This window comes from Halopseudomonas sp., from assembly GCF_047631575.1.
Classification (GTDB): Bacteria; Pseudomonadota; Gammaproteobacteria; order Pseudomonadales; family Pseudomonadaceae; genus Halopseudomonas.
The window spans coordinates 118,058-135,165 of the sequence record NZ_JBLIAB010000002.1; the positions used below are offsets into that span (position 1 = coordinate 118,058).

At 53.3% G+C, this 17,108-nt stretch carries 14 protein-coding genes, 3 tRNA genes and 1 pseudogene; 14 read left to right on the forward strand and 4 right to left on the reverse strand.

Translation table 11 applies throughout. The features are described 5' to 3' along the window. Positions 1-220: 220 nt before the first annotated feature. Together ACJAXR_RS04595 and ACJAXR_RS04600 are read left to right on the forward strand one after the other, a co-directional pair. The gene (locus ACJAXR_RS04595; protein WP_415057083.1) at positions 221-1,510 is read left to right on the forward strand and encodes a dicarboxylate/amino acid:cation symporter; all 1,290 of its coding nucleotides are present in this window, start codon (positions 221-223) and stop codon (positions 1,508-1,510) included. A 612-nt stretch (positions 1,511-2,122) separates the two neighbouring features. After that, entirely contained in the window at positions 2,123-2,371 is a 249-nt protein-coding gene (locus ACJAXR_RS04600) for a YdcH family protein (protein WP_415057084.1), read from the forward strand. A gap of 4 nt (positions 2,372-2,375) precedes the next feature. Here the strand turns inward: ACJAXR_RS04600 and ACJAXR_RS04605 are convergent, their stop codons facing one another. Next, positions 2,376-3,056, reverse strand: a complete 681-nt coding sequence (locus ACJAXR_RS04605) for a hypothetical protein (RefSeq protein ID WP_415057085.1) — start codon at positions 3,054-3,056, stop codon at positions 2,376-2,378. Positions 3,057-3,304: 248 nt separating this feature from the next. On the opposite strand from ACJAXR_RS04605, the gene ACJAXR_RS04610 reads away from it, so the two are divergent. From ACJAXR_RS04610 to ACJAXR_RS04630, 5 genes and pseudogenes are all read left to right on the forward strand, one after another. Continuing rightward, positions 3,305-4,075 (forward strand): Crp/Fnr family transcriptional regulator, encoded by a 771-nt coding sequence (locus tag ACJAXR_RS04610; RefSeq protein ID WP_415057086.1) that lies wholly within the window; start codon positions 3,305-3,307, stop codon positions 4,073-4,075. Between the two features lie 360 nt (positions 4,076-4,435). Then, on the forward strand, positions 4,436-5,155 hold the full coding sequence (locus tag ACJAXR_RS04615) for a Crp/Fnr family transcriptional regulator (RefSeq protein WP_415057087.1): 720 nt from the start codon (positions 4,436-4,438) through the stop codon (positions 5,153-5,155). A gap of 222 nt (positions 5,156-5,377) precedes the next feature. Continuing rightward, positions 5,378-5,644 carry a DUF4212 domain-containing protein gene (locus ACJAXR_RS04620; RefSeq protein WP_415057088.1) on the forward strand — a complete coding sequence of 89 codons (267 nt, stop codon included), beginning with the start codon at positions 5,378-5,380 and terminating at the stop codon, positions 5,642-5,644. Between the two features lie 16 nt (positions 5,645-5,660). Next, positions 5,661-7,430, forward strand: coding sequence for a sodium:solute symporter family protein (locus ACJAXR_RS04625; protein WP_415057089.1), 1,770 nt, complete (start codon positions 5,661-5,663; stop codon positions 7,428-7,430). A gap of 505 nt (positions 7,431-7,935) precedes the next feature. Beyond that, positions 7,936-8,196 (forward strand): annotated as a pseudogene (locus ACJAXR_RS04630) (YebG family protein); the annotation flags it as partial. Positions 8,197-8,213: 17 nt separating this feature from the next. On the opposite strand, the gene ACJAXR_RS04635 reads toward ACJAXR_RS04630, so the two are convergent. Together ACJAXR_RS04635 and ACJAXR_RS04640 are read right to left on the reverse strand one after the other, a co-directional pair. Continuing rightward, the gene (locus ACJAXR_RS04635) at positions 8,214-8,930 is read right to left on the reverse strand and encodes a PolC-type DNA polymerase III (RefSeq protein ID WP_415057090.1); all 717 of its coding nucleotides are present in this window, start codon (positions 8,928-8,930) and stop codon (positions 8,214-8,216) included. After that, positions 8,927-10,861, reverse strand: coding sequence for a putative nucleotidyltransferase substrate binding domain-containing protein (locus ACJAXR_RS04640; RefSeq protein ID WP_415057091.1), 1,935 nt, complete (start codon positions 10,859-10,861; stop codon positions 8,927-8,929). Before ACJAXR_RS04640 ends, ACJAXR_RS04635 begins: the two co-directional genes overlap by 4 nt. A 155-nt stretch (positions 10,862-11,016) precedes the next feature. Here ACJAXR_RS04640 and ACJAXR_RS04645 point away from each other — a divergent pair, with 155 nt between their 5' ends. From ACJAXR_RS04645 to ACJAXR_RS04675, 7 genes are all read left to right on the forward strand, one after another. Then, complete coding sequence (locus ACJAXR_RS04645; RefSeq protein WP_415057092.1) at positions 11,017-12,912, forward strand: propionyl-CoA synthetase; 1,896 nt, start codon at positions 11,017-11,019, stop codon at positions 12,910-12,912. Positions 12,913-13,050: 138 nt separating this feature from the next. Next, the gene (uvrY, locus tag ACJAXR_RS04650; protein WP_415057093.1) at positions 13,051-13,695 is read left to right on the forward strand and encodes a UvrY/SirA/GacA family response regulator transcription factor; all 645 of its coding nucleotides are present in this window, start codon (positions 13,051-13,053) and stop codon (positions 13,693-13,695) included. Position 13,696: 1 nt separating this feature from the next. Beyond that, a complete protein-coding gene (gene uvrC, locus ACJAXR_RS04655) occupies positions 13,697-15,526 on the forward strand; it encodes an excinuclease ABC subunit UvrC (protein WP_415057094.1) in 1,830 nt (609 codons plus the stop codon). Between the two features lie 33 nt (positions 15,527-15,559). Continuing rightward, positions 15,560-16,129, forward strand: a complete 570-nt coding sequence (gene pgsA / locus ACJAXR_RS04660; RefSeq protein ID WP_415057095.1) for a CDP-diacylglycerol--glycerol-3-phosphate 3-phosphatidyltransferase — start codon at positions 15,560-15,562, stop codon at positions 16,127-16,129. Between the two features lie 62 nt (positions 16,130-16,191). Next, positions 16,192-16,267, forward strand: a tRNA-Gly gene (locus tag ACJAXR_RS04665). 48 nt (positions 16,268-16,315) lie between these two features. Then, positions 16,316-16,389, forward strand: a tRNA-Cys gene (locus ACJAXR_RS04670). 151 nt (positions 16,390-16,540) lie between these two features. After that, a tRNA-Leu gene (locus ACJAXR_RS04675) sits at positions 16,541-16,627 on the forward strand. A gap of 120 nt (positions 16,628-16,747) precedes the next feature. Here ACJAXR_RS04675 and ACJAXR_RS04680 read toward each other — a convergent pair. Further along, positions 16,748-17,101 carry a hypothetical protein gene (locus tag ACJAXR_RS04680; RefSeq protein ID WP_415057064.1) on the reverse strand — a complete coding sequence of 118 codons (354 nt, stop codon included), beginning with the start codon at positions 17,099-17,101 and terminating at the stop codon, positions 16,748-16,750. Between the last annotated feature and the right edge of the window lie 7 nt (positions 17,102-17,108).

The following is a 17,108-nucleotide window of genomic DNA, read 5'->3' on the forward strand; positions in this document are numbered from 1 at the left end:
GGTCTCGAAGATGATCAATTGACCTCCTATGGCAACTGGTAGGCCTTGCGCTGCTGAATTCCAAAGGGCGTTGGCTATTAAAGACCCGCCTAAGGCCATATACAAAACGATGACCTCAACCGATGTGCCAGCAGCGCGTGCATCCATCATCTGAGCTAGTATGCATTACCCAAAGGAATGGGCTTGTCGGCGCATTAACAGCACGCGAAAGGTGCCGTTCTTGTTACTGGCCCACAGTCAATCCAGAGTAAAAGCCATGTACGTATTATACAAAAGGTATGCAGAGTCATCTCTGATACTACGCATAACCATCGCGTTGATCCTGGGTATTGTCGTCGGGTTGTTTGCCGGGCAATCAGTGGTTGACTGGTTTTCTCCCCTCGGCGAGCTTCTATTGAGGCTGCTGAAATTCCTGATCGTCCCTATTGTGTTATTTACCTTGATTGTGGGTATCAACCAAGGGAGTGCCAGTGGTGTAGGGGGGTTGGCTAAGAAAACGATCGCCTGGTATCTGCTGACGACAGCGATTGCCATGATTGTGGGTATTGCCGTAGCGTCAGCGCTGTCTCCAGGCAATGGAATGCAGATTGATACCCAGGCCGTGGTGGATGTGAAGAGTCAGGCGAGTATCGTTCAGGTTCTGCTCAACATGGTTCCGGATAATCTGTTCGCCGCCTTTGCTCAGATGAATATGCTTGGCATCATATTTACAGCTGTGACCTTTGGCCTTGCGCTCCTAAAACTGCGCCAATCGACTGCTCATGGCGATGCCGCCAGACAGGTGCTTAAGGTTGTCGAAGGGCTCAACGAGGCTACGATGATGATCATGCGTGGCGTCCTTCAATACCTGCCAATCGGAATATTCGCTATTGTGGCCGGAGCTGTTGCGAAGCAAGGGACCGCTACTATTTCATCATTGGCAAGTATGGTGCTGGTGTTATACATAGCCTTGTTCGTGCACGCAGGTCTCTACGGTGTGGCCATGCTGGTATCAGGCGTTAAAGTGCGCAAATTTATTCGGTACGCAAGAACCCCCATCATTACAGCCTTCGCTACTCAGAGTAGCTCTGGCACATTGCCTATCACAATGAATGCTGCCCGCAACATGGGACTATCCCATAGGGTCTTTAGTTTTGTTCTGCCCCTCGGGGCAACGATCAATATGGATGGAGCGGCAATCAGGATAGCGATATCGGCTGTGTTCGCAGCCAATGTGATGGGTGTACCACTGGATCTGATGCAGATGGTTCAAATCGTGATAGTTGGAACTTTGGCAACGATAGGGACGGCTGGTGTGCCTGGGGCAGGGCTTATAATGATCGCGACCGTGTTTGCTCAAGTCGGCCTGCCGATCGAGACGGTTGCTCTTCTTGCAGCGATTGACGCACTTGTCGGAATGGGGGCGACCGCGTTGAACGTCACGGGTGACTTGGTGGGCGCCTCGATCATTAGTCGCCGTGAAAATGATGAAGCCATTGATTCAGTAGCTGACATGAAAGAACAGCAGTGACGTTGCAGGGGCTATAATCATATGGGCACGAGTGGTGACGGGGCATCGGTCGAGCACCAAAACTTGTTTACTATAAGGCCCCGCTTTTCAGGGTCTTCAGGTTTTACTGTTTGCTTGCTCTGCTGCGGTAACAAGACCGCTTGGCTATGGTGTGCCTTCGGTATCGGCTTGCAGGGCCTGGACAGCATCGTCGAGCAGCTTTGCAGTCGCAGCAGGGCTAAACCGATTGACGAAATAGCCTACGGCAAACGACTTGCCGTCATGCAATTGGTAATCGACGCGCTTACTCTCTACCTTGCCATTACGTCATTTTTCCAACGGTGTTCATCGTTTTGGATCTGCCTAGAATCGAGATATTGAAGCAATTTCAGATGAGTCGGAAGCTGCGTAGGCCTTTACTCTTGAGGGGGAAAGCCACTTAAGAATCGCGAATTGGTGGTGTGAAATAAGGACAGGCAGGAACGAATGGCTATTGGTGTCCTCCAATGTTGAGACTGGGACCTTGTATTTCTGAGCTTTGGGCGGTTTGAGCCATTTGGCTCCTGTTCATCAGCCCAAGACTTTGCAAAGGTACTCAGCTTAATAAATCAGCATTAACAAGGAGACATTTAGATGGGCGTTTCGAACCACGAGCTTCATCATGACTTTCCACAATACAGCGACCTGATCGACCACCTGAGCGAGCACGATGGACACTTCAAGAAACAGTTGAAGGAATATGCCGCGCTGGACAAGGAAATTCAGACGCTTGAGAAGCAGAACCTGCCGGTGTCCGACGAGAATTTCATACAGATGAAGACTGATCGGGCGCATCTCAAGGATCAGCTACACAACTCTTTAGTGAAAGCCGCTGAGAAGTGAGCCCCTACTCCGGCGACAGGGCGTCGAAGCCGGCGATGACATCAAATAATTCTTCATCAATGCCAGCCTGACGCAACCTGTGAAAACGAGCATGGAGCTCCTGCAGTAGTTCGCCGATGCCACAGAAAATGCTGACGCCTTCCTGATGACCAATCATGTTGTGGATCATTTCAGTCAGCAGCACCGTCTTGCCAACGCCAGCACCGCCAAACAGACCCGCCTTGCCACCGCGCTCCAGTGGAGTGAGCACATCTATGGCTTTAATACCGGTCTCGAATATCTGGGAATGGGTCGACCGATTGACCAGTGGCGGCGGTGCGCTATGCACAGAGCGCCATTGCACCTCTTTCAGGGGTGGTCCTCGGTCAACGGTATTACCGAACACATCGAACATGCGTGACAGAATCTGCTTGCCTACCGGCGCTTGTAACGGCCCACCGGTATCCTGTACAGGCATGCCGCGGGCTAGACCTTGCGTAGGTGTCAGAGCGATACCGCGAATATGATTTGCGTCACGCTGGGCTAGTACTTCGATTGCGACCCGGTCGTCATCACCAGCACGCAGCAGGGTGTGAACAGGGGGCAGTGCAGTGTCAAAGCGTATGTCGATGACGCTGCCGCGGACCGAAGTGATGATTCCAACGTTGGCCACACCTGCTTTGGCTCTGACTCGACGCTCCGTCATCTCGAGCTCTCTCATCTGTTGTTCGATTTGCTCATAAACAGGTCATGAGCTTTCAGAACCCTGCAACACCACCTTACGTTATTGCATCAGGAAAAGGGTAAATATTGCAAATTAGATCTAGACTTTATCAGTAAAGCACATGCGCTTTAGGATGCCCCCTGTAACACCTCTGTGCGGTACCGAACAGAGTATTGGCAATAATGGCGTATGATGAGAAGCTATAAGAGCTACGAATAATGGAGCGATAAATGCCTAAACTACCAGCGCCGCAAGACAATAATCTGCTGGGCATGCTGTCTGAAGAGGTTCAAGAACGACTCTTCTCACATCTTGAGTGTGTGCAACTACCGCTGGGCAAAGTGCTCTACGAGTCCGGTGACACCATGCGTTATGTGTATTTCCCGATCGACTCTATCGTTTCATTGTTGTACGTGATGGAAAGCGGTGCCTCTGCGGAAATATCAGTGGTAGGCAATGAGGGACTGGTTGGTATATCCCTTTTTATGGGCGGAGGAAGCACTCCCAGCCGCGCGGTTGTACAAAGTGGTGGCCGCGCCTACCGTTTAACAGCCCAGCTTCTGAAGGAGGAGTTCAGCCGTCATGGTGACCTGCTGGTGCTGATGTTGCGCTATACCCAGTCGCTCATTACTCAGATGGCACAAACAGCGGTATGCAACCGTCATCACTCTATTGACCAACAGTTGTGTCGCTGGCTTCTGCTATCCCTCGATCGCCTACCGAGTAATAAGCTGACCATGACTCAAGAGCTGATTGCCAACATGCTCGGCGTTCGTCGCGAGGGCGTGACGGAGGCAGCTGGCAAATTGCAGCGTCAAGGCGTAATCGAATATAGCCGTGGACATATCACGGTTCTGGATCGTACAAAACTTGAGCAGTTAAGCTGTGAATGTTACGCAGTAGTGAAAAAAGAGACTGATCGCCTGCTGTCCTATCCGCAGCCCTTCAGTCCGAATAGCGACCGGATGCTTAAAACTGAAAAGAACGGCCCTGTGAATTAATCCATAGAACCTTGGTATTGGTCCGAGCTATAGCGTACAACTAAATCTACATAGCTCATGATCTAGTCATGCACACGCTCTAAAGCGCACCAATCCGGATCGCAAACTATGCATCTATTAGTAAGTAGCTCGGGCCTTGCATTCATGTCCTCAAAGACATTTTCCTCGCAGTATTCTAAGCACCAGCACCAGCACCAGCACCAGCACCAGCACCAGCACCAAGATCACTGATACGACGACCAGCACCTTGGTGCTGCAGCGAACAGATCAAGACCAGTTTGTCCGACAGATTTATCAAGCGAGATCGTCAAGCACCGTTCACGCCTCAATCGGATATCTTTGTGCTGCTGGAGACGCTTTATGTCTGTTGCAATCCCTATTCCATTAACCAATCAGTTGCTCGACTGTCTTCCGCGTGAGGAACAAAACAGATTTCTGGATCAATGCGAAACGGTTCAGCTGGAGTTCGGAATTATTCTGTGTGAACGCGATCGTCCTTTTTTGCATCTGTACTTTCCGACGACCTGTATTGTTTCCTTGGTTGCCACAATGAGTGGGCACCCCCCATTGAAGCTGGGGTTGATTGGTAATGAGGGTATGCTCGGTGCCACGCTGGCCTTAGGCGTCAATAGCGCTCCTAGCCGCGCGGTAGTGCAGGGGCCAGGCACTGCTCTTCGGATCAGTGCACCTAAACTCAAGCGCGCGCTACGCGACCTCCCATTGTTAAAAAAAGCCCTCAAGCGCTATCTCTACGTACTCATGACACAACTATCGAAAAATGCCGCTTGCGTTCACTTTCACGAGATTGAGCCGCGCTTGGCGCGCTGGCTTCTGATGACTCAGGATCGTGCCCATGCGGATCATTTCTATCTGACCCATGAGTTTCTCGCTGATATGCTCGGAGTGCGTAGAAGTGGTGTGACTGTTGCTGCGGGCGCCCTGCAGACGCGGGGACTTATCCATTACAGCCGTGGGAATATAATCATTCTCGACAGGCAAGGGCTGGAAATGGCGGCCTGTGAATGCTATGACGCATTGCTCAATGAGCATGCGCGTTTATTCCCACCCACGCTCGGCTAGTGCTGCACGAAAGTTGACGCGACGCTGGCGATATTGGCTCGTGGTCTGGGCTGGCGGCCGGCCAGACCGTCTGCAATAAGCTCTCTTTACATTTCTTACCTCGCTCGGGGTGTCTCACCTTGAGACTTCGTTGTGTCTGCTTGTCAGACCAATGTCTAGTCACGCGCGGCGTAACGCAGTGCTAACGTGACCGTGCGATAAAAACAACAATCGGAGATGGTCATGTCCTTATCTAAAGAAGAGGCAGCTCGAAGCTACTGGAGGGAAAACCTTCAGTTCATGCTGATCTTGCTGGTCATATGGTTTTCGGTGTCTTTTGGCGCCGGCATTCTGTTCGTCGACTTTCTGGATCAGTTCAGGTTCTTTGGGTTTCCGCTTGGGTTCTGGTTTGCCCAGCAAGGCTCTATTTATACGTTCGTCGTTCTCATCTTTGTGTATGTCTGGAAGATGAACCGCCTCGATCGCAAATACGATGTTCACGAAGAATAATAACAGGAGCCAGTAAATGGAAACCCAAACCCTGATCTATCTCTTTGTAGGTGCGACTTTCGCGCTCTACATTGGGATTGCGATATGGACCCGTGCAGGCAGCACCAGTGAGTACTACGTAGCAAGCAAAGGTGTTCACCCGATTGCGAATGGCATGGCCACCGGTGCGGACTGGATGTCAGCTGCATCGTTTATCTCAATGGCGGGCATCATCTCTTTTACCGGTTACGATGGCAGTGTGTACCTCATGGGCTGGACCGGTGGTTACGTGCTCTTGGCCATGTGTTTGGCGCCTTACCTGCGCAAGTTTGGCAAGTTCACCGTGCCGGAGTTCGTGGGCGAGCGATATTACTCGCAAACGGCTCGAGTAGTGGCGGTCATCTGCGTGATTTTCATCTCCTTTACCTATGTTGCCGGACAGATGCGCGGTGTGGGCATTGTGTTCTCGCGTTATCTGCAAGTAGATATCAACCTCGGCGTGCTCATAGGCATGGCGATCGTGTTCTTCTACGCGGTACTCGGCGGAATGAAAGGCATTACCTATACGCAGGTAGCGCAGTATTGCGTCATGATATTCGCTTACATGGTGCCGGCAATTTATATCTCATTGTTGATCACCGGAAATCCGATCCCCCAACTGGGCTTCGGTAGCACCGTGTCGGGTACGGACACCTATGTGTTGGACGCGCTAAACGGGCTCGGCGCCGAATTGGGGTTTGCCGAATATACCGATGGCAGCAAGTCGACCATCGATGTATTTTTCATCACCATGGCACTGATGGTGGGTACTGCCGGCTTGCCGCATGTTATTGTACGATTCTTCACAACCCCTACTGTTCGTGATGCAAGAAAATCAGCAGGTTACGCGCTTCTCTTCATAGCAATTCTATATACTACCGCCCCTGCAGTAGCCGCATTTGCCCGCACCAATCTGTTGACCAGTATTCCGAATGTGTCCTACGAGAGCATTCCTGAATGGTTCACAACCTGGGAAACAGCCGGTCTGGTTGCTTGGCAGGATAAGAATGGCGACGGTGTAGTCCAGTACAGTCCGGGTGCACCTTTCAAAGGTGCTCCGACCTTTGCCGGCGAGCCGGGCGAGTACGGTCAGCGTGTGGTAACCAATGCACCGACCGACAATGCAAACGAGCTGTATGTTGATCGCGACATTATAGTGCTGGCCAACCCTGAAATTGCCAATCTACCTGGCTGGGTTGTTGCGTTGATCGCTGCCGGCGGCCTAGCTGCGGCGCTCTCGACAGCCGCTGGCCTGCTACTGGTGATATCGACATCTGTGTCACACGATTTGCTCAAGAGCAACATGATGCCCAACATCACCGAGAAGAAAGAGCTGCTCGCAGCTCGGATCGCGGCGGGGGTGGCAATCCTGATTGCCGGCATATTCGGGATCTATCCGCCGGCCTTTGTTGCTCAGGTAGTCGCCTTTGCCTTCGGTCTGGCGGCAGCGTCCTTCTTCCCGGTTATCGTGATGGGGATTTTCTCCAAGAAGATGAACAAAGAAGGCGCGATTGCGGGCATGATCGTGGGTCTCACGTTTACCTTCAGCTATATCGTGTTCTTCAAGTTCATTAGCCCGGAGATGGATAATGCCGCATACTGGTGGTTTGGTGTCTCGCCAGAAGGCATCGGTACGCTGGGCATGATCTTTAATTTCGTTGCTGCTATCGCGGTTGCGTCTTTTACCAAAGCCCCGCCAGAACGTATTCAGCTTCTTATTGAAGACATTCGGGTTCCCCGGGGTGCTGGTGAAGCAGTTGATCACTAAATAACCAGTCGTAAGTAAAACGCCCCGACTGGTTCGGGGCGTTTTACTGTATATCACTTTAGTATTTTACACGCCCGAATCAAGTCAATCCACGCCTTGAACCAGAAGTGTGCCGGAGTAGTTTGGGTGTCTCGACTGCGTCGATCTCCACCAGGTTTGGTCAGTGCCTGCAGGGACAGTCCGATACCCTCCATGCAACTATTAGTGATCAGCAATGTGTTCTGATCGATCGGCACCCGATAGTTACCCTGATGGATATGACAGCGCAATCGCTTGCTAACACTTTCGTACTGATACGGGTGTTGATCCGTGGCTTTCTATTTTGAAACCGGTTTTTTGGATTATTTTTTGAGCAGTTTCTTTCGAGTGTAAAAGCCAAAAGTAAATGCGCCAAAAAGAGGTATGACAAAAGACGTGTTAGCTGTACGAATATACAGTAGACTAGTCTTGCCGGTCTGCGCAGATATTCAGTGCCGGGAATCACCATCAAGCCAGAGGTATGAGTATGGCCGTTGAAGTTGTTTATCGCAGTAGCAGAGACCCGGAGCAGCTGTTCATGGATAAAGCCGAAGCTGATCGTCACGACAAGATGTTGGAGCTGGCAGAGGTTCTCGGTGAGGTCCTGCAGTGTGCCGTCCCGTCCCTCACGGAAAAGACCGCAGAAGACGTCAGTCTGTTCATGGCGCAAAATCGCGACGTATTTGCCAAGGCATTCAAGAACAACCTGGACGCGTTGTCCGACCTTATTCCGAGCAACTCAGCTGTTTAAGGTAAGTCGAGCTGTCAGAGTGTGCCACGGCGGGCTTGACGCAGGCGGCGCCAATGCCCGAGCCGGGCATTCAATTCTTCCAGTGTAGTAATACCCTGAACCCGTGCCTTGCTTAACAGGATCAGTGCAATTTCGGCGGTCGCCAGTGCGTCGGCGGAGGCGTTGTGGCGCTGGCTGTTGTTCAGGTGGAAATGCTTCTGCCATTCATCCAGGCCGCCACGGCCAACAGAAGCATCGGGGCACAACATGGGTGCCATTTCGGCGATGTCGATAAACGGATGTTGCAAGCGTTGACCCATGTCTTCACGTAAACCGCGGCGCAACATGCGCTGATCGAATCCGGCGTGGAACGCAAGGAAAACACACATGCCGGAAAACTCCATGAAATCGAGCAGTGCATCCGCAGCGCCCATACCCTCGGCAATTTCGCTAGGCGGGATGCCGTGTATGAGGATCGATTCGGTGACTTTGTGATTGGCTCGATAAAGCGTGCACTCGTACTGGGTACCCATGTCGATAGCACCCTGTTCGATGACAACTGCACCGATCGATAGCACCTTGTCGCGACGGGTATCCAGACCGCTGGTCTCAAGATCCATAACGACCAGGCGCGTCTGCGCAAGCGGCGTTTTATCTAGCGCCTGGGGCGGCGGAAGATTCGTCTTGCGAGTTTGCTGCGCCTCGGTAAGGATGGTATCGCTTCGCCGGGTAAACCAATCGAAGGGATTCATAGCTGGTAACGCAGGGCCAAGCTCGCCTGCAGTCGCTTGGCCTGTCGGAATGACTCGCGCAGAATGCGTCGATCGAGATGATTCAGGTTGTCGGGGTCAATACGATTACTGAAGGGTCGGCCCTCTCGATCCTGACGTTGATGCTGTTGCATGCGTATCAATTGTATAAAGTGGTATGCCTCTTCGTACGCATCCGCATCCTTGGCCTCGATTACGCCCTGAGCTTTCAGGCGGCTGAAGCGCTCGAGGGTATTGCACTCGGCAATCCCATGGGACAGTGCCAGCAGACGTGCGCCATCGACAAAGGGCATGAGGCCCTGCCTTTTCAGATCCAGGGTATCTTTCTCTGAGCCGCTGCGTGCGACAACAAAATCACGAAAACGCCCGATAGGTGGCCGCAGTACCAACGCATTCTGGGCCAGCATGCGCTGGAAAAGGGTGTTGGTACTGACCTTGTGCAGTACGCAGTCGAACAGCTTTTCAGCCTGAGTAGGCTCGCCCCATATCACCCGAAAATCGAAATAAATCGATGAAGACAGCAAGTTTTCTGGCGTGGCGGAACGGATAAAGCGATTAAACCGCGACTCCCACTCTAGCTGTGAAAGGCATAGCTCGGGATTGCTGGCCATGATATTGCCTTTACACAGGGTAAATCCGCACTCGGCCAGCGCTTCGTTGATCTTGCGGGCCAGGGGTAATAATTTGGCGCGTATACTTGCTGCATGGGCTGCATCTTCAGCCTCGAAAAGAATGCCGTTATCCTGGTCGGTATGCAGCGTCTGTTCGCGTCGCCCCTCGCTGCCAAAGCACAGCCAGGTAAAGGGAATACCGACATCGCCGTGCTCGGCCATGCACAGCTCAATCACGCGGCATACCGTATGGTCGTTTAGCAGAGTGATGATATGGGTTATCTGGGTAGAAGAAGCACCGTGGGCGAGCATACTCTCGACCAGTTGCCGGATATCAGTACGCAGTGAGGTTAGGATGCTGACGCGACTTGCCTGGCGAATGGTGCGGGCCAAGTGCACTAGATCAACCTTTTGCAAAGAAAACAGGTCTCTCTCGGATACCACACCGACCAGTCGTTCACGGTCGACCACACATATATGCGCTATATGTTGACCGGTCATTGCTATGGCGGCATCAAACGCACTGGCGGAGGAGGGTAGACTGAATGGTGAGGCCGTCATTACCTTGCCGATGGCTTCGTCCATATCCGTATCTGCAGTCGCAATAATACGGCGCAGGTCGCGCAGTGTAAAAATGCCCACTGGCTTCTGCCGTTCATCCACGATGACGATACTGCCCACACTGGCTTCATACATCAGTCTGACTGCTGCCCGCACCGACAGATGAGGGTCGCAACTTACCGGGCTGCGCACAGCCAGTTCGGCCAGTCGGGTATCAAGGGAATATTGTGCACCCAGATTCTCTGCCGCGCGCATTTGCGCTTGTTGATTAACCTGATCAAGCAGACTGCTGACGCCGCGCAGAGCAAAGTCCCGGAAACAGGCGGAGAGACCGAACAATTTGACGAACTCGGTACGGGGCAGGATTAGACAAAAAGTATCCTCACCCGCGAGGTGTTCTGTCCGTGTTTCCCTTTCACCTATCAGCGCCGCCAACGGGAAGCACTCGCCCACACTGATCTCGAAAGTGGTTTCTGGCATCTCCTGACCAGCAAGCAAACGCTCGCCGCGAACCAGCCCCTGTTTAACGATATGAAAATGCTCAACCCGTCCTTGATGCGGACTGATGATCGAATCGCCCTGAGCAAAAAAACGTAGCTGGCAATGCTCAACGAGGTACGCCAGATGGTTGGTTTCCATCTGATTGAAGGGCGGGTAAGCGAGCAGGAATGTCATGGTGCCATGGACGTTTTGCATGACCGCGGTTTTTCCAGCCTCGGCGAAAATTATGTCTTTTGTCATAGGCGGTTAGTCACGGATGGTCGGCCTTGGGTAAAACCCTATTATGTGTGTGTTAATTATGCGATGACGGGCAATTCACTCCCACCCGACGTATGTCTAGTTCCCCTCGGCACTTGAAGGGCTACTCTTGGGAACAAACAAGAGGAATAATTGTTATGTCTGTGCAAAGTTATCAGCAAGCCTATCGCCAAGCCAGTGAAGAACCGGAAACATTCTGGGCCAAGCAGGTTGCTAGGCTGGATTGGCACACCACACCTGTATCGATCATTGCGCAGGACGCAGAGGGTAATCATCAATGGTTTCCTGATGGACGCTTGAATACAGCATGGCTGGCTCTGGATGCTCACGTGCTAGCAGGCAGGGGCGATCAGCCGGCATTGATCTACGACTCGCCTGTAACGTCGACCAAGTCGACGATCACCTATGCCGATCTGACCCGTCGGGTGGCCCAATGTGCAGGGATGCTGCGCGATCTCGGGGTGGCACGCGGGGATAGAGTCATCATATATATGCCGATGATTCCAGAGACCGTGATTGCGATGCTGGCCTGCGCCCGTCTGGGTGCAGTGCACTGCGTAGTATTCGGAGGCTCCGCAGCGCCTGAGCTCGCCGTACGAATCGATGACGCGCAGGCCGATATCGTATTGACGGCTTCTTGCGGTATTGAAGTAGATCGAATTATTGCCTACAAACCGCTGGTTGACGCCGCGATCGAGCAGGCGCGGCATCCCGTGCGCCACTGCGTGGTTTTCCAGCGCCCACAGTGTATTGCCGATCTGTTCGTCGACCGCGATCTGAACTGGCAGCAGGCCCTGGCAAATGCCGAGCCCGCGGATGCCGTGGCGGTATGTGCTACCGACCCCCTGTATATACTCTATACATCCGGCACGACCGGTAAGCCAAAGGGTGTCATGCGTGACCATGGTGGACATGCGGTAGCCATGCTTTACAGCATGCAGTCGGTCTATAACGTGGGTATTGGTGATGTGTTCTGGGCCGCTTCAGATGTCGGCTGGGTAGTCGGCCACTCCTATATTGTTTACGGCCCTCTGCTTGCTGGCTGCACCACAGTGATTTATGAAGGCAAACCGATTCGCACCCCTGATGCGGGTAGCTTCTGGCGGATATGCAGTGAATACGGCGTTAAAGCACTGTTTGCTGCGCCCACTGCTTTTCGCGCTATTCGCAAAGAGGATCCCGACGCCAGACTGGCCAGCCAATATGATCTGACTCGTCTGGAGCGCTTGTATCTGGCGGGCGAGCGGCTTGATCCACCCACTTGGGCATGGCTCCAGGAGCACTTTAATCGTCCGATTATCGACCATTGGTGGCAAACTGAAACAGGCTGGGCTATCGCTGCAAACCCAGCTGGCTATGAGTTGCAAGCTCCCAAGATGGGCTCCGCGACCTGGCCCATGCCGGGCTATTTATTGAGTATTCTCGATGATGAGGGATTGCCCGTAGCCGCCGGCGTGCAGGGTAATATCGCTATTCGACTGCCATTACCGCCAGGTTGCCTCACGGGTATCTGGGGTAATGCGGCCCGGTACCGAGAAGGTTACCTGAACACATTCCCTGGATTTTATCTGTCAGGCGATGCTGGATACATCGACAAGGACGGTTATGTGTTCGTAATGGGTCGCACCGACGATATTATTAACGTAGCGGGCCACCGGCTCTCCACGGGCGAGATGGAGGAGGTGCTCGGTGCACACCCTGCAGTGGCCGAGTGTACGGTGATCGGTATTCCCGACGAGCTCAAAGGCGAACTGCCACTGGGACTTGTGGTTCTCAAGAATGGGATTGCAATAAGCCAGAAGCAGCTTGATGGTGAATTGACGGCTCTAGTGCGCCGGGACATAGGCGCGCTGGCCTGTTTTCAGCGTAGCGTCATCGTACAGCGTCTGCCGAAAACACGGTCGGGCAAGATCCTGCGCCGCATCTTGAGGCAAATCGCCAGCGGTGAGGATTTCGCGGTGCCTTCCACCATCGAAGATCCGGCTTGCCTGGATGAGCTGAAAGAGCAGCTGAACACGCCCTCGATCCGCTGAGAAGCGTTCCACTCGCGCAAACGATTTGCTATGGTAACGGCTATTGAATAGCGGCAGGGGAAACACTGCCAAGGCTGCCCGGAGCAGGATAACCGGCAGGCACAATACGCCGACCGTAAATTGCGAAAGGGGTGGGATTTGATCAAGGTACTCGTGGTTGACGACCATGATCTCGTACGTATGGGCATCAGTCGTATGCTCAGCGATGTTCCAGGTCTCAGCGTGGTGGGCGAGGCCGACTCCGGTGAAACCGCCGTGACTCAGGCGCGCGCCCTCAAGCCGGACGTTGTGCTAATGGATGTACGCATGCCGGGTATCGGCGGCCTGGAAGCGACCCGCAAGTTGCTCTTGCATGACAAGAGCGTGCGCATTATCGCGGTGACTGTTTGTAACGAAGAACCCTTTCCTACACGCCTCATGCAAGCCGGCGCAGCCGGTTATGTAACCAAAGGCGCTGCACTGGACGAGATGGTTGCAGCTATTCGTCAGGTCGCCAGCGGACAACGCTACATCAGTCCCCAAATTGCACAGCAATTGGCGTTGAAATCATTTGCACCTTCTAGCGAGTCACCCTTTGATAGTCTGTCTGAGCGTGAAATGCAAATCGCCTTCATGATTGTCAGTTGCGAGAAGGTTCTGGCCATTGCTGACAAGCTGTGTCTGAGCCCCAAAACCGTCAACACCTACCGTTATCGGCTATTCGAGAAGCTCGCCATCACCAGCGATGTAGAGCTCACGCTATTGGCGGTTCGCCACGGCATTATTGACGCAATACCCCGTTAGCATGCAGCCACCAGAATTCGATCCCAGCGCCTTTCTTGCCACCGTCGGTAACAAGCCCGGTGTGTATCGTATGTTCGATGCCAAGGGCGAGTTACTGTATGTGGGCAAGGCTAAAAGTCTGAAAAAAAGACTCTGCAGCTATTTCCGCAAGACGGGTCTGAGCCCCAAGACGGCCGCATTAGTGGCCCGCATTCAGCAGATAGACACCACCATTACCGCCAACGAGACAGAGGCCCTGCTGCTCGAGCAAAGTCTGATAAAGGCGTCCCGACCACCGTATAACATCTTACTGCGGGACGACAAATCCTATCCTTATGTGTTTCTCTCCAGCCAAGACAGCTTCCCTCGGCTAGGACTGCACCGGGGCACTAAAAAGGTCAAAGGCCGCTATTTTGGGCCCTATCCCAGCGCTGGCGCGATTCGTGAAAGCCTGAGTCTGTTGCAGAAGACCTTCAAGATTCGCCAGTGCGAAGACAGCTATTACCGCAACCGCAGCCGGCCGTGTCTGCAACATCAGATCAATCGCTGCAAGGCGCCCTGCGTTGGGCTGGTGAGTGAGGAAGAGTACGCCGAGGACGTCCGTCATTCAGTCATGTTTCTGGACGGTCGCAGCAACGCCCTCACGGACGAGCTCAATCGCGCCATGGAGCAGGCTGCTCAGGACCTAGATTTCGAGCGTGCTGCTGAACTGCGTGACCAGGTTGGGTTGCTGCGTCGCGTGCAGGACCAGCAAAGCATGGACACCGAACAGGGCAATGTTGATGTTGTTGCTGCCGCAGTGTCACCTGGTGGCGCCTGCGTACACGTCATCATGGTGCGCCAGGGTCGGGTGCTAGGCAGCAAGAACCATTTTCCGCGGGTACCCATCGAGCAGACTCCCGCCGAGGTACTGGCTGCTTTCTTGCCGCAGTATTATCTGGGCGGTGCAGAACGCGAACTGCCTGGGGAGATCATTGTCAACGCGGTGCACGAGGACCTTCCGGTCGTTACTGAAGCGCTGGCGCAGGCACGTGGACACAACCTGAGCATCACTCATCGCGTGCGAGGGACTCGCAGCCGCTGGCAAATAATGGCCGTGAATAACGCCGAGCTGGCTCTGACTGGCATGTTGGCGAATCGGCAGAATGTACAGGTACGTTTTGAGGCCTTGCAGGAGGCATTGCATCTGGATGAGATGCCCACGCGTCTTGAGTGCTATGACATCAGTCACTCCAGCGGTGAGGCGACAGTGGCTTCCTGTGTCGTATTTGGGCCCCAGGGTCCTTTGAAAAGTGATTATCGACGATTCAATATCGAAGGCGTTACCGCCGGCGATGACTACGCCGCCATGCGTCAGGCACTGATGCGCCGCTTCAGCCGAATCCAACAAGGCGAGGGCAAGATGCCTGATATTCTTCTGGTCGACGGCGGCAAGGGCCAGATGTCGATGGCACTGGAGGTTCTGCAAGAGCTGGCCATACACGATCTCACCCTACTGGGCGTTGCCAAGGGTGTTACCCGTAAAGCCGGCATGGAAACACTGTATCTCAATGACCCCAAGGTAGAACTGGTGCTGCCGGGGCATTCGCCGGCCCTGCACCTGATCCAGCATATTCGCGATGAAGCACACCGGTTTGCCATCACTGGCCACCGTGCGAGGCGTGCCAAGACACGTAATACATCGCCGCTTGAGGGTATCGAGGGGGTAGGCCCCAAGCGCCGCAGGGAGCTTTTACGCCATTTTGGTGGCTTGCAAGAACTGCAGCGCGCCAGCGCTGTCGAAATGGCTAAGGTGTCGGGCATTAGTAAAAAACTTGCTGAACAGATTTATGCATCACTGCATAGCGACTAGAATGCATTACCAATTGAGGGTCGCCGAGAGTTTATGAACATTCCCAACATTCTTACGTTAATGCGGGTCGGGCTGATCCCCATCTTCATCTTGCTCTACTATTTGCCCTTTTATTGGAGCTATCTGGCAGCTGCGGTCATTTTTACTGTGGCCAGCCTCACCGACTGGCTTGACGGGTATCTAGCTCGCAAATGGGAGCAGAGTACTGCCTTCGGCGCTTTTCTCGACCCTGTAGCAGACAAGCTAATGGTGGCTGTCGCCCTTGTTTTGCTGGTGCAGAGCCATGCCAACTTCTGGATCACTGCTCCGGCCATGGTCATTATAGGCAGAGAGATTGTCATTTCAGCCTTGCGTGAATGGATGGCAGAACTGGGCGCGCGGGCCCATGTGGCAGTATCCAACTTGGGCAAATACAAGACTGCGGCGCAAATGGTTGCGCTGATCGTGCTGCTAGCTCACCCACCGACGTTTTCCATCTGGGTTATCCTCGGCTACGTGTTGCTGATGGTCTCTGCCGTGCTCACACTGTGGTCCATGTGCCTTTATCTCAAGGCGGCTTGGCCTTATATGAGTATGCATTCTGATCAAAAAAGCGACAAATAAGTTTTTCTGAATCAATGACTTGACAGAGCGGCGCAGAACGATAGAATGAGCGCCGTTCCAAAGCGGGAATAGCTCAGTTGGTAGAGCACGACCTTGCCAAGGTCGGGGTCGCGAGTTCGAGTCTCGTTTCCCGCTCCAGTTTTAATGTTGCATTGTAGAATGTCGCAATGTGGCAGCCCCCTTAGAGGCCGGGTGGCAGAGTGGTCATGCAGCGGATTGCAAATCCGTGTACGCCGGTTCGATTCCGACCTCGGCCTCCATTATTCAGTACCTGCTAGCCCGGATGGCGAAACTGGTAGACGCAAGGGACTTAAAATAAGCCCGATAGGCTTAAAAAATCCTTGTAAATCATCGGGTTGCTAAGTTTGAAAATTTTTATTTAGCGAATATGTAACAAGGCATTAAATATCTGCCCCGGTGGTGAAATTGGTATACACAGCAGACTTAAAATCTGCCGCCCTCACGGGCTTGCCGGTTCAAGTCCGGCTCGGGGCACCATCCGCCTTCTTGTGCTTTTCGCTCCAACTTCCCGCTCCAATCCCTTTATAAACTTCTCGCTTAGCTAAACAGGATCGTGCCCGGTCATCCTGCACAGGTGCCTCGTCATCGGCCCGACCTTCAGCACATCATCAAAAGCCTGCTCTGATTCATATCCAGCCACGTTGTACAGCTTGCTGCCGTTCCAGTAGATACGGGCATCTTCCAGCAGAAACGCCAGCGCAGCGCACCATAGATGATACTCTTGCGTCGCGTGACGGTCATTCTCAGGATCTTCTTCAAGCGGAACGCCTCGGCAGGCTCGAGAAAGTCTTCTAGGCGCTCGTTAAGCCGCATGATCTTGACGGATGCGCCCATCAGCAAGACGATGTGCGACGATTTATCGGGGTGCTGCAGGGTACAATTGACGTAAATGGCCCTAAGATCTGAAAAAATCGGTCTCATTCTGGTCACAAAGCGAGGTTTGTCTTTCATACGATTC

Bases quoted from the DNA above. Each gene is read 5' to 3' on its own strand.
- ACJAXR_RS04600 (WP_415057084.1), top strand. From the start codon at position 2,123: ATGGGCGTTTCGAACCACGAGCTTCATCATGACTTTCCACAATACAGC.
- ACJAXR_RS04605 (WP_415057085.1), bottom strand. From the start codon at position 3,056: ATGACGGAGCGTCGAGTCAGAGCCAAAGCAGGTGTGGCCAACGTTGGA.
- ACJAXR_RS04610 (WP_415057086.1), top strand. From the start codon at position 3,305: ATGCCTAAACTACCAGCGCCGCAAGACAATAATCTGCTGGGCATGCTG.
- ACJAXR_RS04615 (WP_415057087.1), top strand. From the start codon at position 4,436: ATGTCTGTTGCAATCCCTATTCCATTAACCAATCAGTTGCTCGACTGT.
- ACJAXR_RS04620 (WP_415057088.1), top strand. From the start codon at position 5,378: ATGTCCTTATCTAAAGAAGAGGCAGCTCGAAGCTACTGGAGGGAAAAC.
- ACJAXR_RS04625 (WP_415057089.1), top strand. From the start codon at position 5,661: ATGGAAACCCAAACCCTGATCTATCTCTTTGTAGGTGCGACTTTCGCG.
- ACJAXR_RS04635 (WP_415057090.1), bottom strand. From the start codon at position 8,930: ATGAATCCCTTCGATTGGTTTACCCGGCGAAGCGATACCATCCTTACC.
- ACJAXR_RS04640 (WP_415057091.1), bottom strand. From the start codon at position 10,861: ATGACAAAAGACATAATTTTCGCCGAGGCTGGAAAAACCGCGGTCATG.
- ACJAXR_RS04645 (WP_415057092.1), top strand. From the start codon at position 11,017: ATGTCTGTGCAAAGTTATCAGCAAGCCTATCGCCAAGCCAGTGAAGAA.
- uvrC (WP_415057094.1), top strand. From the start codon at position 13,697: ATGCAGCCACCAGAATTCGATCCCAGCGCCTTTCTTGCCACCGTCGGT.
- pgsA (WP_415057095.1), top strand. From the start codon at position 15,560: ATGAACATTCCCAACATTCTTACGTTAATGCGGGTCGGGCTGATCCCC.
- ACJAXR_RS04680 (WP_415057064.1), bottom strand. From the start codon at position 17,101: ATGAAAGACAAACCTCGCTTTGTGACCAGAATGAGACCGATTTTTTCA.